1 protein-coding gene is annotated in these 22,729 nt (G+C 56.1%); it reads right to left on the reverse strand.

From position 1 onward, the window contains the following. Positions 1-154: 154 nt before the first annotated feature. Entirely contained in the window at positions 155-22,705 is a 22,551-nt protein-coding gene (locus RE6C_RS22735) for a tandem-95 repeat protein (protein WP_008660442.1), read from the reverse strand. Positions 22,706-22,729 lie beyond the last annotated feature (24 nt).

Here is a 22,729-nt window from a genome sequence, read left to right on the forward strand (position 1 = left end):
GAACCTATGAGTTCAGGTGGCGATCAAAAGAATCGTGATACGAAAACCGGCTGAGATCGGGGAAACCCCAACCTCAGCCGGTCGTTGATATTGTCTGGCATCGGCTCGTTGAGGTCAACGTCAACGAGCTTGCCGAGTGATTCCTGTCTTGGCTCTACAGCAGTTTTGCCATGGCCGCATCGACGGCAGACTGCAGCGATTTGCTGCGGTCATCGCTGCTTGAGGAGCCTTCTCCGCCGTTTGTATTGGCCGAAGCGATGCTGTCGAGAACGTCGTCACCAAGGTCTGCGGAACTTTGGCCGATGACCTTGTCACTTTCGTACAAGACTTCGATCAGAGGTTCACCGGCGGCCGTGGAGCCTGACCCGTTCGTGCTGACATCGGAACTCGAAACGGCAGCGGAAGCACTCGTTCCGGTTGCCGCCACGCTGTTCGCGGCCACGATAGGTTCGCCAAGCGGTTCGCTTTGATTGTTGTCGCGTCGGTTCAGTTCGTTAATAACCTGCAAGGCATCGAGCGAGCTGATGCGCAGGTCACCGCTGACGTCATAATAGCGACCCGGCTGCGAAGCACTTGGTCGACCGTTGTCGCCTTGCGTTACCACCAAATCTTCATCCACCGTCGGCGTGTATCCCGCAGGGAACGACGAGAAGCGGTTGAGGTGGTTGATGATCAACAATGCGTCCAGGGCCGAAACTTCACCGTCATCGTTGACGTCGGCGTTCAGGTCTGGGTTCTGCAGACGGCTGATAACAACCTGCAACGATACGGTAGCCAAACCACTGCGACGGCCGTTGGAGTCAGCGATCGAGTAGTCGAACGAATCGCGACCGGTGTAGCCCACCGCTGGAACATATCGCAATGTTCCATCACCGACGTTTTGAACTTCACCCGCCAATGGTTGACGTTCGATTTGAATTGAGCTGAAGTCCAGTCCATCCGCATCGGTGAAGTTGTTGCTGATGTCGATCAAGATCGCTTCGTTCAGGAAGCCTGAGCGAACACTGTCACGTCCGGCCGGTGCCGCGTTGGGACTGATCGTGACGGTTTCTTCGGTGCTGAACGTTCCCTCATCATCCGCGACGATGTAACGGAATTCGTCATTGCCAGGGAAGTTGGTGAACGGCGTGTAGGTGATTGTTCCTTCGACAGGATCAATCGAAACGCTACCGAACGCTGGTTGCTTTGTGACCGTCAACGAGCTCGGATCAATGACCCCGTCAACATCCACATCGTTGTCCAAGACCCGAATGACAGTGCTGCCAGGGCTTTGTAACGTTGGCACATCTGGCTCGGTCACTGGACCATCGTTGACACCCGTGACACTGACACTGACCAAGACCGAATTGCTGGTTCGGATTGGTGTCGCATTGGCACCGGCACGGTCAGCGACGGCATAGCTGAACGAATCGTTCAACGGTGCTGAACCTGATTTCAACCCTTGCAACTCAGTCGAGACGGTTGGGTCATACGTGATGGTTTGCGTGACCGGGTCGAACGTCACCAACGCACCTCGAAGTGAGAGCTGCGGCGAGTTCATCACGATTTGCAACTCATCTGGGTTGGCATCGTTCAAGTCGACATCAACATCGTTTGCCAACAGTTCTGCCGCGGTGATCACGCGAACGGTGTCTTCATCGGTGGTGAAGTTGTCCGGTGCCGGTGATGGGAAGTCATTGACCGGTTGGATATTCACACGCAGGGTAATCGGTGCTCCAGCCAATCCTTCGCTGTCTCGAGCGACGACACGCAGGTCGACCGCACCGTTGGCGTTGAGTGCTGGCGTGAAGGTCAGAATGCCGTCCGGCGAAATCGCAGGCTGTCCGTCTTGAGTGAACAAGGCAGTGTCAGCGGCATTGATGGTTGAGACTTCGAACGAAACCGACTGATTGGATTCGTCGATCGGCCCAGGGGAGATGTTCGTGGCCCACTGCGTTGTGTAGGGACCACGATCTTCTTGGACGCGAACGGTCGGTCCGGCGGTGAATGTCGGAGCGTCGTTGACCGGATCCACCGTGATGGTGAAGGTCCGAACGGTGGACGCGTTGATATCACCGTTGCCAGCGTCGTTTGGTCCATCATCGAACAACTGCACCGTGAAGGTGGCTGAACCATTGAGGTCTTCCGCGGTCACGTATGACAGAGTCGCATTGCCTTCGGAATCAATCGATGCCGATGGTGGAGTGACAAACAACTCGGGATTGTTCGAGGTTTGAATGATCTCGAATCGGAGTGGCTGGCCATTGGTGCCGTCGCCAATTTCATCGTCCGCTCCGGGAGGTCCGGCTTGAACGTTGGTTGCCCAGTTCTCGATCACAACACTTCCGCGGCCGCCACCATCGTTTTGATCTTCGTTGCTGGTCACATCGCCAGCACCACTGAACTGTGGTGCGTCGTTGACGCCGAAGACTTCGAAGGTGACCGTGCCGGACGCGATGCGAGGCTCATCAATTGGTGCACCGTTGTTGCCAACGGGAACCGTGACCCCATCGTCGGTGACGGTGTAGATGAAACTATCCGTTCCGACGAAGTTGGCTCGCGGTGTGTAGATGAACCGAGTGATCTCACCGTTCTCGGTCACGCTTTGCAGTGTGCCGCCTTCAGCGGTGGTCACTGGGATTGGCGTGGTCAAAGACAGCGTTTGGTTGCCGCCTGGTGTGTTGTCGGCCGACTCGTTGGCAGGACCAACATCGAAGACATCCAGCAAGCCCGGTGAAGTTCCGTCGCCGTTGACCAACACGTCGAACGTGCCGTCTTCTGACAAGGAGAAGTTCAATGGGTTCGTGCCAGGTGTGCTGAACTCTGGTTTGATGAACGGACGGTCGTTGACCGGTTGAACATCAATGGTCAGCGTGACCGGCAAGGACGATCGCAAGTCACCACGCGTGCTGTTTTCCTGTTGGTTTGATCCAGGCAGGATTTCGGTCAAGACCACTTCGAATTCGAACGTGCCGTAGACATCGGCTTGAGGTTGGAAGGTCAGCACGCCGTTGTCGCTGATTTCTGGTCCTGCGATGAAGAAGTCTTGCAACTCATCATCCAGGAAGGACAGCGTTTTGACGGTGAAGCGAACGTCTTGGCCGTTGATGAAGTCGACTTCATCGAATGCACTCAATGGTGGACCCGCAGCGATGCCGACGGCGAAGTTGTTGATCCGTTGTGGAGCACCATCTTCCGCGACTTCGTAGTTGAGCGTGTTCGCAACGAACTGAGGCCGGTCGTTGACGGGGTTCAAGTTCAATTGAACGATCGATGTGGATCGGCGACGGTCCTGGACCAGTGTTCCCGTGTCGGTCGAATAGGTTTCGCCGTCACCGGGGAAGTCGTCGCGGACTTCGAATTCGAAGGAGTCGAACGGTGTGTTCGGGTCAATCGTGTTGTTGAAGTCCACAGGAGGCGTGTACTCCAAGCCGATCAACAGGTTGCCTTCGAATTTCGGCGTCAATGTTCCGCCCAAAACGGTGCGGTCAGGGAAGTCGAACAATTCGAGTTGTTGTGGACCACCGGTCGGGAAGCCAACGCTGAGCGACTGGTCTTCGTTGTCAGCACCCACTGTGTAGATGTCCAACAGACCAATTCGTTGATACGAGCCGACTTGCACCAAGGCTTCTGGGATCGCGCGGCTCAGCGGGATGAAGTAGTTGCCCGTTGTGACGGCGTTTGCAGGATCGCTGCTGCCGGTCGGTTGGGTGTTGTCTTCACGCAGCGTGTACCGGATCACAGCTTGATCGTCGAAACCATCACCATCGGTGTCCGTGACATCGGTGATTTCGTAGGCTTCATCCGGATCGTTTGGCACTGCGTCGCCGGTCAGTCCAGGACGAATGCGAGGAGCATCGTTGACCGGGCGAACGTTGACCGTAAACGTGGTCGCTGGGATTTGTGAAGGAGCGATTCCGCTTTCGATTGGGTACAGCTCAAACGTTGCTTGGCCAACTTTGTCGGGGTTCGGTGCGACGGTGAGCGAAGCTTCTGTGTCGCCACCGACGTAGTTCACAACCGGGAGGCTGGCCAAGACGCCATTCGGGTCAGCAACGACGCGGACTTCAAATCCGGTCACGATCTGTGCGAGCAACTCGTCCGAAGCCGTCGAGGTTGCCGAGAAGATCTCGGTCAAGAAGTCTGGCACGGTGGTCGTGCTCATGTCGTCGCGTTCCAACACGTCGACCGTATTCAGGTCGTTGGTGAAGACTGGCGGATCATTGACCGCGTCAACGGTGATCGTGATCGTGCCAGCGTTGACCGAGCGGCGAATCGCGTTGATGTCTTGACGCGTTTGAGCAGGCGAGGTGATGCGTGTGAAAGCATCGTCTTCCACGGTGTAGAGCAACAATTCGCGAGCGGCGAATGGCTGTTCGCTGTTGTAGTTCTCCGCTGGGTTAAACGTCACGCCGCTGAAGTAGCGACGGTCCTGACCTGCGACTTGGATCGTCTCGACGGTGAACGTGTACGTTCCGCCCGCATCACTGTCGATGGTCGCGGTCGTTGCACCAGCGGGAACCGAGTTGATCTCGATCGCGTTTCCGCCTGGAGTCGAGAACGAAACGATTCGGAGGCTCTGTTCGTTTTCGTTGAAGGGAGCACCGAGTCGGTTGTCAAACATTCCGCTGGCATCGGTCAGTTCACCCATGCGAATCGCGGAGACAAGTTGCAGCGAAACCAGCGATTGGCCCGATGGAACACCCAAAGCGGATGAGTCGGCCAATGCACCAATGCCTGCGGCACGCAGTTGCTCTTGCAAGGTTGTCGCAACGATGTCGGACGAGTCGGCAACCGTGAACTGCACGATGACGTCGGCACCCGCGGTTTGTTGCCCGGACAGGTTGAACTCCACAACGTGTGTGGTTCCAACGTTGTCGGTGATTTCGAATCGCTCTCCATCAATCAAGCGATCGCCAGCAGGGACCAAGATGTTGGTTCCACTGAAGGAAATGCTGGTTGGCGACAACGATCGTGTGATTGCATTCGAGGTCAGCAAAGTGACGCTGTTGCCGGATGCTGTCGCACCGATGTTCAGCGTGCGAAGGACATCAGCCAACGTGGTCGCCACATCATCGATCGAACCCGCCGCGTCGTATTGGACGACCGCATCATTGCCCGATGAGAGCGTACCAGTGGTGTTGAGCTCGATGCGACGCACGACACCATTTTCGTCTGTCAACGAGAACGTTTGGCCGCTGACCAAATCACCGATGACAGGCAGGACGATGTCGGTTCCGTTGAACGTGATCGCGGTTCCGGTTGGATCAACTGACGTGATGTCAACGGTGTCAATCTGCCAGGAGGTCAGCGTGACCGACTGAGCGTTCACACTGCGACTGACCAGCGCGGCTTCCAATGCAGCGGAAATTTGTGCACGTGAATCGCTGGCCGAGTATTGGACGAGAACTGCGTTCGGGTCGATCAAAGTTGTGCCGGTTTGGAACTCAGCGACGACGAGAGTTCCATCGAGAAGCTCAACGATGAGAGCGTCTCCACCGTTGATCGCATTCCCGGCAGGAACGATCACATCCGAGCCGTCAGGAACCAGTCCAGATGCCGCACGGTTGACGCTGATCGATGCGACACTGTCCATTCGGACTCGGAATTCTTGTTGTGTGCCAGCGGTTTCGACGGCACCAAAGCCAGCCAACAACATCGCGTCGGCCAATGCGGTGGCAGCCTCTTCGGCGGTGCTGGAGTCGCTGATCGAAACTGGAATGGCACCGGAGACCAAAACCGATCCGGTCTTGGTGAACACAAATCGAGTCGGTGTGCCGGCGTTGTCCGTGATGGTCACAATCTCGCCGTCGGAGATCAAACCACCTTCGGGAACCGTGATTCGGCCCGCAGCGGAATCGACCACCACAGCGTTCTGTCCGGGAACGAACGAGAGTTGACCGGACGCGTCGAAGTTGACGGTTGCTCCGTTGACGGTGCCACCGAATCCGAGTGAGCGAAGTGTCAATTCGAGACGCGTTGCCAGCACATCGGCGGTTTCATCATCAGCGAACTGAACCACGCGATCAGTGCCGATCGAAGCGATGCCGGTGGTGTTGAATTCCACGACGACTCGACGTCCGTTGCCAGCGGTGACGATCAATGTCTCACCGTCTCGCAACTGGTCTGCGTCAGCCATGGTGACGCCCGAAGTCGTGGCCACGATGGCCGAAGGAGTCACGTTCACGCCATCGAGCAACATCACGTCGCTGATCGTCAGTGGCGTGTCTTCGACGGTGCTTGCAAAGCGATCATAGGCCACAGGGGCATCGTTTACCGGTTCGACAAAAATGGTCGCCGACTGCGTGACCGAGATCCCTGCGGGGCTGCGGTCGCCACGATCGGTGTCATCGTTCACGTCAGCGACGGCTGTGTTTTCGTTGACTCCGTTGTCCGTGGCGGTGTAGGTGAACTCGATTTCGCCGTACACGTTTGGAGCCGGCAAGAAAGTGATTTCGTTCGTGTTCGGATCCAATGTCAATGTGCCCTGGGTTGGATCGACCAACGCGACAGCGGTGACAACGACGGGGGCGTCGTTGTTGTTTGTGCCCGAGTTCTCGTCAGCGGCGTCGACTGGTCCAGCCATGTCGTTGCGAGTCAGGTAGGCCGTTGGGAAGACCAAGAGGGAGTCTTCGGTCGGCGTTGGAACGGCACCGGTGAAGAAGCCGGTGTAATCCGTGTTCGCATTGCCATTGGCATCGGTCAGGCCAACGTAATCGGCGGCCAAAACTGGAGCGTCGTTTTGAGGCGTGACGCGAATTCGAGCCGTGGCCGGAGCCGAAATCGGTCCGATCGCATCGAACTGATCGCGGACACCATTGGCGATTCCGAGAACATCCCGTTCAGCCTGGCTGAGCGAAGCGTTCAGGTTGGCTTCCAAGTCGGAAGGCAATTCGGAGATGCCGTTGTCAATCAAAGTGAACGTGAACGCGTCGACGGACAAGCCGCCGGCAACGGTTCCATTGTCACTGTTGAAGTCAGGAGCCGGCGTGTAGATGACTTCGGTGATCCACTCGTTCGTTGGATTGAATGCCGCGGTCAGCGTGCCACCTTCCGGAGTGTTGGCCACTGCGAAACGGTTGTCTTTATTGATCGTGACTCCGCCGGCCGTGATCGAATGCACAAAGACGGATTGGTTGGGTTCGTCCTGCACATCGGTGCTGGACGCTGGGTTGAACTGAGCGTTGGCATCAGGTGTCGATCCAGCGATCAATTCTGCAGCGGTGATCGTCAATGGTGCACCACCGTTGGTCGCGGTTGCTTCGACCATCACAAACGATTGGTCCGTTGCACCGGGTGCATCATTCTCAGGCACCACGTTGACCGTCACGGTTCCACACACAGGCGGATCGCCGGCATCCACTTCGCAATCGATGTTGCCCAGGTTTTGCTGAGTCGACAATCGATAGGTGAACGTGTCGATCCCGTAGAAGTCAGGGTCCGGCACGTATCGGAAACTGCCGTTCAGGTCGTCGCCAGCATCGGTGTCGATTTCCAGCGTGCCGTTGGTAGGTTCGTCAACGACGAAGTAACGCACGGGCAGCAATTGGCCGGCACGGTTGGCGGCACTGATCAAACCTTGCGATGCATCGACGTCCAGCGTCGCGTCTTCGAACGCGGTGTAAGAACGAGGTTCTGGTTCTGGCAATGGAATCGGAAGGACTGACACGAGGTAGTCTTCGACTTCGCCACCAATCGCGACTCCATCAGGACCAATGTTGCCGGCGTCGTTCACCCGGAATCGAGCCCAGGTATCAAACGGCAAGTTGCCGACGGTCAACGGCGTGGTGACGTTAACGATGTTGGTTCCCGTGGTCACAGGAACGTTCGACAACACGTGCTCGTCGTCATCGAAGACGCCGTTGCGGTCGAAGTCGATCCAGCCGTTCAGCAAACCACCACCCACGACATCGACAGCGATATCGGTGCCGGCTTCATCGAACGGGTTCAAGAATCCAAGAACCTGATCGGCGTTCAGTGACGTGAGGACTTGTCCGCCCGCACCGGGTTCACCAAAGACGCGGAAGAAGTTCAGTCCATCGTCGAAGCGAACGATCGATACACCGTCTTCATCATCGATGGCACGAACGCGAATTCCTTCGGCGTTGGTTGGATGAGTCAGTGCATCCACTCCGCCACCGGTGAAGTCGAGTTGCGGACGGATCGCCGTCAACAACGCGATTTCGATTTCTCTTAGCGAGTTACCAGTGTTGAAGAGAACCGGGATGTTCCCTGGTGATGGGTTGGTCGCCGCGTCGAGGAATTCAAATGTGAATGTTTGTGCTCCGATCACCAAAGTGATTGTGTCGCGAACGGCTGGCATCGACGTGATTTCGATGTCGATGATGTCAGTGTCCAACACTAGCGAAACCGACGCAGCGGCAGTGCTGGCCGAGATTGGAATCGTGACGTCGTCACCGATCACGTCGTTGGTTGACGAATTGGATGGTGTTCCGTCCGCTTCCGTGTCAATGCTGTTGCCCAATCGCACCGAAGTGCCATCGCTGATGACCGCGTGACGAGCACCGTTGCCCGGGATCGAGCTGTTCAGTGGGCTTTCCAGCAACGTCGCATAGCTAGCCGGTGCATCACCAAAGTCGAATCGAACTTCGGGCATGATGATGGTGAATCGGGTTTCGTCATTCACTCGCGTTTCGCGGACTGCATTGCCGGACAAGTCCGAGACGGCAGGAATGCTCAATCCGGTGACATCAACAACACCGTTTCGAGTGAACTGAGCCGAAACTGCATTGGCACCATTGATCAACAATGTGCCGCCGCCCGGTGCAAAGATTTCAAGGCCGAGGTTTGCGTTGAGAATCGTCCGTTGCAACGTGGCTGCAACCGATGCTTCGCTGAAGGTAGCCGACGGCAAGAACTCGACCGGTACCGCACCGCCACTGATTCCGCTCTGCACCAATCCACTGGTTTCGAGGCTGATCGTCGTGACTGTGCGAACTTCACCAGTAGGAACGATCGATGAAGCTTCATTCAGCTTGATTGAGGTGCCCGAAACGACCGGAGCCAGTTCGTCTGGGTAGACCGCACTGATGACCGCAGCAGCCTTCGAGGCAAGCGTTGCGGCATCGTCGCCGCCACCGATCAAGATCAAACGATCGGGGCTGGTCAGCGAGGAGTCTGTTGTGAAGCGGAAAGTGGTCGCGACACCGCCAACGTCCAAGGTGAACGTTGTGCCGTCAACGTCGGCACCGGTTCGTCCAGTAGGCACTGTCAGTGACAGTGAATCGGTGACACCTGGCATTCCCGAACGTGAAAGTTGGGAATTGGTGATGTCCAAAACGTCTGACGCCAAACCACCGAGCAGGACGCTGCCGTCGCCGGTCGCTTGAGCGGAATCCAAGCCGAGCGACACGTCGCCAACTGCCGCAACGATTGCTTGGGCAATTTCGTCTGGGGTGTCGGTGCGACTGATCGGCACCTGACGCATGGTTTCGGTTTCAACGAACGAGTTGCTGTCATCGAAGACAAACTCAACCGTGGTGCCGTTGTTGGTGTAGAGGAAGCTTTGGCCGGACTCGACGCCGTTTGTGGTGCCGTTGAGTTCCATGCCCGCGACCGTCGATCCATTGCTTCCCATGGTCACCGTGTGCCCGGAAAGGGTCCCGAGTTGGATCGAGTCGAAACCAATGGCCACCGGGGCCAAGTCCAATCGCTGAGCGTGGGTTTGACCGGATCCGGCGTGGACGGAATTGATCGCGGCGAGGATCTGATCGCGAATGTCAGCGATGTTGCCGACACCAGCCAAGTTGATTGCAACGTTCCCAGACGCAGTGGATCCGGTGAGGTTGATCTCAAACGACTGGCTGGTTCCATCCGGTGCGGTGATCGTGAACACATCTCGGTCACGGAAACCGCTGGTGACATCCAAGATCGTAAGCGTGGATGTTTGTGGAACAGTGACGGAGATGCCGCTCTCGAATTCAAAGACGGTCGGTCGGCCGGCTGCATCCAGAACGGTGACTTGATCGCCGTCCGAAATCTGATCGCCACTGACAGTATCAAACGCAATTCGCGGTTGATTGTTCATGGTGATTTCATAGACCGCGTCCTGACGCCACAAACCAGCGAGAGGAGTCAACCGGATCGTGCGGCTGTTGGCACTGTATCCGAACGTGAAATCTTGATCAGGCAGCAAACGACGGCCGTTTTCGGTCAACAAGACCGAGTCGACGGTAATCGTGGCTGGGTCAGGACCGGTGCCCGACGGGTCAACCAATTGAATTTCAAAGAACTCAACGGTTTGTTGCGGGTTGGTCAGTCGAACGAAGGAAGAACCTGGGTCGGTGTCGCCCATCGTCACGTTCTGAGCAGCCGCTTCGACGCCATCGGCATCGAACGGATTGATCAACAATGCAACGGGACGACGGTCATCGGCACGATCCAAGGCACCGCGGTCGATGAAGACGTTGGATCCAGCACCACCGGACCCACTTGATTGGCCATCGACTCGCGGTTGACCATAGGCGTCAAACGCGGGTGCGATGATTGGCGAAGCGGAAATGCCAACCGGATTCTTGACGGTGTTGAAGAAGCTATTGCGATCAGGCAACGAGGCAAACGAACTGTCAATGACAGGGCTGTTCTCAACCGGGATGTACAGCGACCGCGATGGATCTTCGAACAATGGCGTCCCGTTGGGAATGACGATCGACGAGCTGGCGATCGCTAGTGTCGAGTTGGTCCCGTTTTCGTGGAACGCATTGCCACCAACGATGGTGTTTCCTGATGTTGCCGTGTCGACTTGGATGCCGACGTTGAATCCGGAAATGACGTTGTTCAGTAGCGTTGGGTTGGCACGTCCATCGACGGTGATTCCGTCGCCACCACCCGTGTTGACCACGGTGTTGTTGACGATTCGGCCGAACAGGTTCGGCGCGGGGCTTTCGCCATCGTCGAAGGTTCCGCCGCCGAACAGGATGCCACCGGTGCCCGAGTTGGACACGACGTTGTTGATGATGACCGCACCGGGAATCAATCCGGTTGGGTTTTCGTTGCGGAGCAAGCGAGCGGAGCCAGGCAACGTGTCTTGGGTTGCACCGTTGGTCGTGTTCCCTTGACCGCGGTCGCCCAACGTCGCCGAGATGCCGTAGTTGGCCGAGTTGGAAATGAAGTTGCTGCTGATGATGATCTGACCCTGGTCATCGGTTCGGTTCACATCGGTGATTCCGAATTGATAGTCAACCATCAAAACGTCGCGGTCAGGAACGCGTGCTGAGGCATCGGCGTTTGGACGGATCGTCAGCTGGTATTCACCAAATTGCTGATCCGTTCCGCTGATCGGGCCAAGTCCAAAGTAAGCACTATTACTGACAACGACGTCATAGAAGCCGTTTGTTGGAGCAGTGAAGTTCAAGAATGCTCCACCAACGGTTTCCCCAGGGGCCATGGTTGGGGTGAAACCTGAAATGCCGAGAATATTCGCGTTTAAGTCGAAGTTATCTCCCGCGTTCAGGACCGAGATCACGGGCAGTTCCAGAGCGTCACCTGCTTTGGTGAATCCAAGGGAGTCGACATCAATGTCAACCGATTGGCCCGCCGAGAGGTAGATTCGAACAGAGTCGATGTCGTTCAGTGGGTTTGTACCCAGAACAATCAGGTCATCGACGACATTGAATGGAGAGACGCCAACGTTCACTGCGTCGCCGATCTTGCCGACACCGACAAAGGTGTCAACGTCGCCGTTGACGAACCCTGTTACGGAAGACTGAGCGAGTTGGTCTTGGAAGTTGATGTAGTCGACGGTGTCTTCGTCATGATCGACGATCGCGATCCGGCGGCTAGTCGCATTGCCAGCGGCGGATTCTTCTTCGACCAAATCCATCTTGATGAATCGGCCACCGCTGGGGTTCACCGTGATGGCTTGACCGAACAACTCGACTCGTGAAGAGCTTGAGTCACCCTGTTCTGCACTGTCTGCTGTTGCAGCGGTTATGCCCAGAACGTTTTGGACTTGTGGGGAATTGATCGCATTGCGAATCGCTCTCGCCACATCAGCTGGATCCGTGCCACTTGGATCATAGGGAACACGGACGTTGCCGGTTTCGACGCCATTGGTATCGAGGATGCTGTCAAATTCGAAGGTGAGCTGTCGCGTGCCATCGTCCAAAACGAAAGTGTCGCTGGCCGTGACCGTCGAATCGAGGCTGGTGCCGACGTCGATCAGCGTGAATCCAGCTGGCGCGATCAGCGTGACTGCACCGTCTGCTAGACGATCGTTGGAGTCAAATGATCGGCCCGCCCCGATCTGTTCATTGAGTACGAGGTTGATTGGATCATAGTCCTGCGGAACGCCATATTTATCGGCGGTCCGGATTTCCAACGAGTAGGGACCAACCAAGGTCTCGTTTTGACGTTCAGGCTGTTCGGCTTGTGGGTGGGAGTCGGGAAGGACCGATGGGTCGAAGACATAGTTGGTGTTGTTGGTCGGTGCGTTGATGACCATTTCACCGCGTTCAGCCAAGCCGATAATGATGTCGTCGATGTAAACACCTTCAACTTGGTTGTCGGCCGCACCCGCAGTTCGAATTTGATTGGTTGCGTAACTCGATGATGCGCCAACACCAAATTCGTCGCCGGGCATTGAGGTCCCGAAGAACGTATCGGTTTGAGACAATCCGTAGGATCCAATGTCCAATGCGAACGCGTTGTACAAGCGAATCGTGTCGCCACCGTAGATTGGATACTGTTCGGCAGACGCGATTTGGTTGAATCCGCTCGCTTCAGATGCAAGTCGACCAAAGCCTTCTGCGAATGCGATTCGCATCTGCTCGGTGACCTCGTTGGCCGTCTGATTCACCGTCACTTGAATCGGCGTCGGCCGAGTGTCAGCAAAGAAGTTGACGTCCGAATTCACGGTGGATTCGTAAGAAACCATCAGCGAATCGTCATTGGACAACTCGACTGAAACCGCATTGATGAGATGAACCTCGCGGTCGTTAACAACGACTCCCTGGAGTTCAGCGTTGATGGCTTCTACGACACGTTGTGCCAATGCGTCAGCGGTGTCGTTGACGTCATAGAAAATCTCAGAGTTGTTTGCCGGCGGTGTGGTGACAAAGGTGTAGGTCTCTGGAGTCGCTCCAGTTGGATCGTCTTTCCGGAACACGGTGAAGGATTCACCGGGAACAATCTCGCTGCCCTTCGGAAGCGTGATTGGGACGGCGTAAGTGGAGACGGGCGACTGGACGAGCGTGGTTACCGTCGTGGTCGAGCCGATCGTTGCAAAGTTGAGGTTGCCGGCGAGGCGGAACCCGTCACCGGATTGATCAAGGTAGGCCTGGTAGCTGTCATCGAATGCATTGAGTGCCAAGACGATGTCGGTACCAATTTCTTCGGCCGTGGAGGTGGCATTGAAGTAGACGCTGACGTCGCCGGCGTTCGGGACATTCAAGCCTTCTCGGATAAAGGTAATCGTTGTGCTTTGGAAGTTTCTAAACAGGGTGATCTGCTCACCATGGTGAACCAGGTCGCCCGATGGAATATCGAAGTCCCAAATGTCATCGGTCAGAACAATCGTGTTGAATGCAAATGAAGTTCCGGCGTTGCTGGAGCTGACGGCATTGGCAGCAACCGACAAAACGTTTCCGTTGAGGATCGCACTGAAACGAGTTGGCAAATCTTGGAAGACTCGGTCAGCTAGCGTCGCACCCGGTGTGCCAGCGTTGTCGTCCGAGAACGGGATGAGTTGATCACCCACGACGTCAGGAGCGTTGACGTCCGCGAAACGGATGACGTAATCGTTGCCGTCGGTATCGACGAAGGTGATGTCTTCGTTGTTGGCGATCGAGGCACCATTGGGGATGGTGATTTCGATTCGGCCTTCGTTGGCAACTTCTTCATTGATGGAGATTCCAGTTGGTGCTGGAATGAAGTCAACACTTGTCGAAGGATCCAGGATGACGATGTCACCGGAGCCATTGACGTAGGCTTGGGTGTTGTTTGGCAGTTGCTCCAGGATCTTCTGGGCAATCGCTTGCTTGCTGTCGAACGGAGCGACGTAGATTTCACCAGGGAAGAACGTTGCTGGTGCAACGGAGTTGTCGACATTGGTGTAAGTCAATGTTGTCACCAATCCATCCGGCCCGGTGACTTCGATTTGCTCGCCAGCTTCGAAAGTTTGTGCCGTTGGGATGATCATCCGCGAGGCAGTCACTTCGACTTGAGTTGGATTGGACTGACCAGCCGCAATGTTGCCATCGACGATGACATCGGTGGCGGCACGGAAGCTGACACGCCCGTCTCCTTCGAAGTAAGGAGCGAGTACTTTGTCAACTGAAGCGACAACCGTTTTTGCTACTTCGTTAGCAGTCATGCCGACATTGAAGACGACCTCATTCAATGGCTTCGGCGTTGCCGATGGAACAGTGACAAATGTGACTGTGGTTGGGCCGTTTGGACCGACGATCGACAACTGATCCCCGATTTCCAGGTCGGCGCCCGTTGGGAACACGATGTCGCGTCCGACGACAGTCTGGAAGAGAAGGGTATTGAACAAGTCATCTTGGAATGAGATGACTTCGCCATCGACCAAGTTCTTGCCCGCGGTGCCGGATACATTGATCGATCCGAAGTGGGTGCGCATCGATCCCGATGTCGAGAAGTCAAATCGGATTTGAACGTTCTCATTGCCCGCCAATGGCGAGACATCGATCCGAGCCTGACGCCAGTCGTTACCGTCGTCAAAGATCTCCTGAACGAGGATGCCGGTTTCGTTGAAGTAGTCGTATTCATCATCGAATGCTAGCTCTCGATAGTTATTGTTCGTGGCGAGCAGTTTCCATTCGCCATCGTCACCGGCGCCGAAGACGCGGAACGAATCGTTCTGAGCCCGCGGAATCTCCCCGTCATAGTCATCGTTGGCTTCCACATCGATGAAGTAGCTGAAGTACAACGTCGGTTTATCAGCCGGGTTGATTTCGCTGAGGTCGAACGGACGCGAAACGACCGAACCTTGGCTACCACCGGGGGCGATTTGTCCCAGGTTGTCACCATCGGCACGAGCGATTGTGTTGTCAGCTGCATCTGCGGTGACTTCGAATCCGTAGTACAGCGATGTGCCACCGAACGTTCGAATTCGGGTTTGTGCTTCGTCTGGATAGATTCCTTGACCTTCATCCAAATTGCGGTCGGTGGTGGTGTGCCATGGGTTGATCTCAAGGTTGCTAAATGCAATTCCGTTGACCGTCCGCGCGCCGTCACCAACCGCTAGGCCGCTGTCAAACTGCATTTGAATTGCAGATCGACCGTTGTAGAACACGTTGGCAGGTTTAATTGATTGCCCGTCCAATTCCAATGCGTACAACCAGCCGTCGTCAGTCGCAGCAAAGATGATTTGTTGCAGTCGACCGTTTTCGACCGTTTGCGGTCCAAACGACATGCTTTCGAAGACGGGATGACGTTCGCCCGTGGTGAAGTCGAACGGCGCTGAAAAGTGGTTGGCGTCAGCCACAACGCGACCGTAATACGTCGTTGGGATGACCCGGTTGTAGGCTTGCAGTTCGAGGTTGCCTTGTGGAGCCGGAATGGTGTTGTTGGGATCGAAACCATGAATGCCGCCCAAGTCGGTCGTGGCCAAGAATGTCTCGATTCCTAGACCGGCCGGTGCATAAGCCAAGCCGGTGATGTCACCACCATCGGCTCCGGTGTTGTAGATGAACCCAGTGTCAATCACACCATGTTCGACGTCCGCCGAAGTTGTTCCGTAGAACGAACGATAGGGGATCGTCCCATCGAAGTTTCTGTGCGTGTTGGCGTTGGTGCTGCCAAGTGACGTGATTTGGCCGTTTGAAGCAACAGCTTGATATAGGATGTTGCGAGTCAGTTCGTCAGGGATCTCGCCACGACGACCATTGTTGTCACGTTCTCCGACCAAGAAGAAACGTTCGTTGTCGTTGACCGCGGAGGTGTTGATGCTGGTCGTTGATGGGCCTGGTGGGAAGGCCATCGCATTGATGTCGAGTTGAGCGGCGTCATCGCCTTCCAAATCAGTTCCAGCTTGGTTATCTCGTAGGAACGTGATTCCATCGTCACCAACGTTGCTTGCAGCGGCGTTGAATGGGCTGATATTCAGGAAGTTACCAACGTTGCCGTTGTTTTCTTGTCCACTTTGTGGCCCCTGGCTGTACGAGAACAACTCGCCATCACGACGAATGGCAATGTCTCCGGTAGGTTGTCCCGATTGCCCGATCAACCGGTCCACTCGACCGGTAAATGGATTGACGCTAACGAGCACACTGTTGTTGTTGCCTGAGATCGCTCCATCCAGGGAAACGAACAAGCGGATGTCGTCGAAGGAGTAGGGGACGATTGAAACGTCGTCGAAGATCGGCTCAACGATCGGAGCTTCGGCCGTGTATTCGAGCGAGCGAAACTCAAACTGTCGGTCGTCATCGGAATCAGCGATGGTGCTGCTTCCAGCGAGCGTGTCATCAGCAATTCGACGTACCGAATTGATTGGCATCAAACGGGTCAGCGGGTTGGCCGAGTTTGGATTGAAGAATTGATCCAAGGCCTCTGGAACGGCAACCTCGCCAGAAACAGCGACGTAGTAAGTTCCTTCGGGAAGTTCCACTGGTCCGATGTAGGCATCCAGAACGCCGGCGGAACCGCCGTCCAGGTTTTCCATGTCCACTCCGTTGAGAGGACGTCCTTGATCGTCGGCGATGTTTGAATCGCGGCTGTGCAGAATGAGTTGCCCTGCAGCGTTGTAAACCGAGATCGATGAGTTGACACGGCCCAGTGCATCGGCGTAGTCGATGTCGAACGTCGTGGTTACGAATCGGTTTTCGCTGTCGAAGACATCCGGCGAAATTTGCTGTGCGAACAAGTCGACTCGGTAAACATCAACGTCTTCGATACGAACGTCCAAGTTTGTTGAGTCGATGTTGCCGATTTCGCCGGTGATGACCAAGGATCCGCGATCCGAGGTCAACAGGTTGCCGACTGTCTGCGCATTTCCTGTGGTGAATCCGAGACGATTGTTTTCCGTTTCCAGTGTTCGCTCATCGCCACTGTTGCGGTTCGCGGGCGTCGGATCGATGTAGCGGACTGCTTCGCCCACGTCACCAACGAGCGGCGAGTGCAGCGGAGCACCCGTGACCGCGATGGCGTCAGTGGCGTAACGGATGTCGGCCAACTGAACGGTTGAACCGGCGGTTTCGTCTGTCTCACGCAGACGCAATGACAGTTGGTACTGGCCATCGGTCTTTTGGTTCAGTGTGCGGACACGGACGTAGTAAGTGTTGTCACGCTGCGTGTCACCTGGCAGGACCACCCGGAATCCGGCATCGAGTGCGTTGGGTGATTCAACGGAACCTGTTCCCAATTGGTAGAGCGGTCGCACATCGTCGACCGAAACACCGTTGGGAAGATTGGGGTTCGCATAGAGCTTGGTTTGGTCGGTCGTTGAGACCTCTGCGTCAGTGATTTCCGAGAAACTGTTATTGCTGCTGGCGACGACGTCTTCGTTGACATTGATCAGTTCGACGACCGTGTCGAGCCCGAACGACGTTTCATCAATGTCGATGAACAACTCGGTGCCACCGGTTGCGGTGAAGCGATAAACATCTTGGTCTTGAGGGGTCGCCAAGGTGCCGCGGACATTGAATCCGAGACGTTCGTTTTCATCGCCGGCGTATTCGTGCTGCGCGAGGTCACCGATGACCTGTGCATCATCTGGGGTGGCATTGATGGTGATGTCAGATGCCAATGCACGCTCGTTCTCGAGCACGTAGGCGACGTTGCGATCGTTGACGTAGGCCTGCAACTGCAGTCCTTGCCAATCGCCAGCAGCTGGATCGGTGGCGTTGGCCGCGGTCTGCAGCAATGCACGACCGTCGGGTGTGAAGCCAGCACCAACGGTTTCGTCGTTCAGGCTGGTCAAGACAACCGGGTTGCCGGGTGTTCCAAGTACTTGCAACGTACCGCCGATGCGATCGGTGATATCGAGCGGACGTCCGCTACCAACCAACGTGCCGTTCGGGCCAAATTTGACGACGAGGCTTTGGCCCACGTCGCTCTTCAATCGCAACGCACCATAGAAGTGGTTAGTCATCGAGACGACCGAACCTTCAACGATATGAACGATGTCGGTGTCGTCCCAGACACTGTCCGTGGTGATGATTTCGCTACGAACACGCAAACCGTTCAGCGTGTTGAGGTCCAACAAGTTCCCCGCGATCAATGGGCCTTGGTTGTCAAGTTCGGTCGCGATGATGCTGCTTGGACCGGTGGCACGACCGGTGTCCAAAACGTCGTCGAAGTTCAGTGCATCTGGGTTGATGCTGATCGCGGCACCTTCGTTGTCCGCAATCACATTGTTCAAGATGACAGGTTGGCTGCCACGAACAAAGATGACCGATTCGTCGTTGAATCCTCGGCCTTCACGCGTGCTGTTGCTGGAGAATCCATCCGCGTTGCGTGTGAATGTTGAGTTGGCGACACGAACATCGGCTTGAAGGATTTCCAAGGCGTTGAATTCGGTGAAGCCACCTTCCACGGGGCTGGTGCCGCCGCCGAAACGAACTTCCGCGAAATCGAGGCTGGCCGTCGTGTCTTGTCGGAATACCAATCCACCCCAGTCGCCGGGGGTACCTGTGCTGGCACCGTTGTTGTTGCTGTCAAATGTTCCGCCGGCACCGTACGTGTCGTCCGAACGCGATGTGAAGATGACTTTGTTTCCGTCGTCGCCTTCAGCATAGAAGTCTGCACCAAATGTGGCTTCGATACGAGCCAATTCAGACTTCACGACGATGCCTGGATCGATCGTCAAACGCGCGTCATAGCGTGGCAGCAGTTTGGTTCCACCGTCAGCATCGTTGCCCAACGTTTCGCCAAGCAACAAGTTCGACGCGAACGTTGTCAGTCCACGATCCATGAAGCTGGTCTCATCCAGCATCAATCGCGCGACCAAGACATATTCACCGGTGCTAGGTGTGGAGCGATAGAGGTTTCGTCCGATGAACCCTTCAGCGGTGGGCGGCAGGTTGTCGAGGGTGATTCCGTCATTGCGGGCGACGACTTGCATCGAACTGGCGGCGCTGGCACGCGACTCACCGCCGTATGGATCGACGAACGTCATGCGATAGTCGTAAGCCTGGTTCTCTTCCAGTTCGCTGATTCCGACCAAGTTGGGATCAATGCTGGTCGTGACTCCGCTTAGGTCAGGGCTTTGCTCGCTGGTGAGAATCCCGCCGCGGGTTGTTCCGTCATCCAGATAAAACGTTGCGCGACGATCCAATTGGATCACTAGTTCATAGCGGATGACACCAACTGGAGCGGATAGATCGCGACGATACAAGTTTCGACCGGCAAACTCAGAAGGCGCCGAAGGCAAGTTGCTCAGTCGAACCGCACCAGTTGTCGACGTCACCGATCGTGTCGCCAAACTCGCCAACGACTCGTTTCCGTCCTCGGTGACGTAGGTCATCACATAGTCGTATACCCCATCAGCCAGCGAACCCCCGGCGGTCGAAGTTTGGACTGTGACACTCAAAACATCGGGGCGTTCTTCCAGCAAGACAGGTCCGCCTGGATTGCCTTCGATGGTCAACACTTCGCTGATCGCGTGGACGATATCGTGATCATCGAAGCGACCACTGACCGTCATCGGTTGCAGTTGGCCGGCAGCGGGAGTGTCGACGCGAACGAACAAGGCGTTGATCGTGTTGTTGATCAGCGTGTTGCCGGCGATCTCAGGACCGACGCGTCCGTAGTCGCTGGTGAACGAAGCGACCGATTGATAGCGGGGCGAATGAAAGTTGGTTTCGCGGAAGCTGTCGGGGTCAGCACTGATGGCGGCATCAGCACTGTTCATGATCGTGTTGTAGATCAACGTTGGTCGACTCTCGTGCATTTGCAGAGGGGTCACGACCGGCGCGTTGGTGTCGATCTTGCCGCCACCGTATTGCATGTTGGCGTGCGAGACGTAGTCCAGGAAGATCCCTTCGGTTTCCCAAACAGGACGGCCTTCAGCGAAGTCGAAGTCGTTGCGGAACTCAACACCCGCCCAGTGTCCGGTCGATGGCACGGTGGGCAACGGGTTGTTGTCGATTCCGATGGTTGGGTCATCAAAACTGGTGAAGAAGACCTGACCACCATCGGTTGCTACGCCGTTGGAGTCAACAAGAACCGGAGTTCCCAAGACTTGTAGGGCAGCCAACGATCGATCTTCATCGACCGATTCACTACCGACGCTGATTTTCGCGGTCCGCAGTTTCAGAATGGCACCCGCGTCGACCATGACGGTGACGCCCTTGGGGACTTCGAAGACGTCGCCGTCTGCCAAAGCCCGATCGCCTGTACCGCCCCGCCCGATTTCGTAGGCGGGGTTGTCGGCGACCGTGGAAATCAAATTGTCGGCACCCGCACTTGGGAGCAAACGGACGATGTCGCCCGGTTCCGCCAACTCAAATGCACGGCTGATCGTCCGCACTGGAGTAGCAAAGCTACCGTCGTTGGTGTCGTCTCCATCGGCGTCTTTCAGAACGTACAACACTCGAGGTTCGTCGGCCGCGGAAACTTCGCGAGCGGTGCGGAACCAGAAGTTGAATTCACCGCCTTCAACGCCATCGGCGTCGCCGTCCAGGCGCGAGCCGGCCGTGTCGGTGATGGTGTTGTTGCTGTCAGGTTTGAAAGTGACACGCAGTTGGTAAGTGCCTTCGGTACGACCACCAAGTGCGCTGCCTTCGACTTCACCGTTGTACGAGTCGTTGCCGGTGCTGCTTACGCCGAGAACGTAGTTGCCAGCGGTGACGTCGACGGACACCAACGAATCGTTGCTGTAGAAGTCGTCGTTGGAAGCAACCAACTCATACGAAACCGGGTTGGATCCCGATGCGGGAACGACGCGGTAAAGCTGAACGAGAGTGTCCAGTAAGCTGCTGTCTTCGAGTCGTTGCGCAAACGTTTCGGCGGTGATGCGACCGGTTTCTGCGACATTGAAGGAGTAGAAGTCGACGTCGTCGCTTTCGGGACGATGCAATGCCTGGCCGAGCGTGATGTCACTTTGGCTCAGGAATTCAGGTTCGGTCGGTATGTTTGGAAACGAGTTGCCGGCGAATTCGCTGAAGAATTCCGAGTTGGGTTCATCGGGGCTCGATCCACCCGCGGCGACGCCATCGGGTTGCTCGAACAAATCGCCGATTCCGATGACATTGCCGACGCCACGCAGAGCTTCGACAAACCAGCTTGGACGGTTGTCGGGTGACAAACCATAGCCATCAAACCATGGTTCGCCGGCATCCATGACCAAGACGCCACGCGATGGGTCTTTTTCGTTGACGCGGTAGAGGCTGTAAGGCGTGCCTTCACCTGCACCGGTGTCAGCGGTCAGAACGACCGCTTGCAAGTCACCTGTGACGAATTGCAAACCGCTGTCTTCTGTTTCGACAAACTGGACGCCCATTCGCTTGGAATAGAGATCGAGTACCTCACGAACGCGTTGCTTCTGCGCTTCGGTGATCGCGTTGGAGAGTTTTTGCCCCTGGGTACCTGTGCCGTACAGTTCAGCAAAGTTGTAGGGGTAAATGTTGATACCGGTGGTGGTATCGATTTGCTGAGTCAATTGTGACTCGCGGCGGTATTCTCGCAGACCAGCAGCGTCAAACGCGCCCGGCCAGTTTGGGATCACATCGGTGGTTGAGCGGATCAGTCCACCATCCACCAACACACTTTGAGAGCCGCCACCGAAATTGGTTCCCAGTGCTTGCGCATTGGTAAACGTGTCAGGTAGTTCGACCGCGGCGACATTGGAAGGAGCCATCGGAAGGTCATCGCCACGTCCGATTCGCAAACGGAACGTACCACTGCCACTGTTGGATTGCGGCCCCAACAACGTTGTGGTTCCATCCGTGACGTCCGGCAATTCTGACAGATCAGAATCGAATGTCAGCGTTGCCCGATTGAGCGCAGGATCATATTCGACCAACGTCGGAGCGTAGACCGGATCGTCTGTGTTCTCGACCGTGTCGTTCGTGAAGATCAGTTTGTAGAAGTCAGGATTGACGACTGGCAACAACACTGAATCGGTTGATCGAACCACACCCGCATTGAGGTTGGACAATGGATCATCGTTGAAGTACACGTGCACTTGGTCGCGAGCTTGAACTCGTGAGGTGCCATTGAGCGTGATCGGTTGTGGAACAACTGCGACCACCTTTGGCCCAACTTCGATTTCGAAATCGATGTTCACCGCGGGACGCTGAGGATCGTCCGGTTGAGCCGGCGTGACAGCTTGTCCCGATGCATCACGCAGTGCGACCACGCCCGAGGTCGTGTCGTCGTAACCGGAGATCACGATTCGGTAGCGGTCATCGGCCAAAGTTTCAGCGAATCGAGCCACCACAACTCGGCCGCCACTTTGATCGCCTTCAAAACCCAAGAATCCAGGTTGGATTGGGTCGTTGAAGTCTTCGCTGTCGAAGGTTCCGTCCCCGCCCGCAGCAACGAATCGAATTCCGTCCAGCGTGCTGCCGTCGACCTGCGATCCACCATCAAAGCGGAATGTCAATTCGGAGGGAGCCACTGACAGAACGTTGTTGTCGTTCAGATCGAACTGCGAACCTGTGTTCGCGGCCACGCTGACCAAACGAGGCCCGCTGACAATTTCCGCCGCGAGCAATTCGCGTCGCTCGAGTGTTTGGTGGTGCAAACGGCGAGGTTGCGTCGAAGAACTGCCGCGTCGGCGAAGATTTCGTCGTTGGGTCATGGTTGACCGAAGCCTTGCAGAATA

The organism is Rhodopirellula europaea 6C (assembly GCF_000338295.1).
Classification (GTDB): Bacteria; Planctomycetota; Planctomycetia; order Pirellulales; family Pirellulaceae; genus Rhodopirellula; species Rhodopirellula europaea.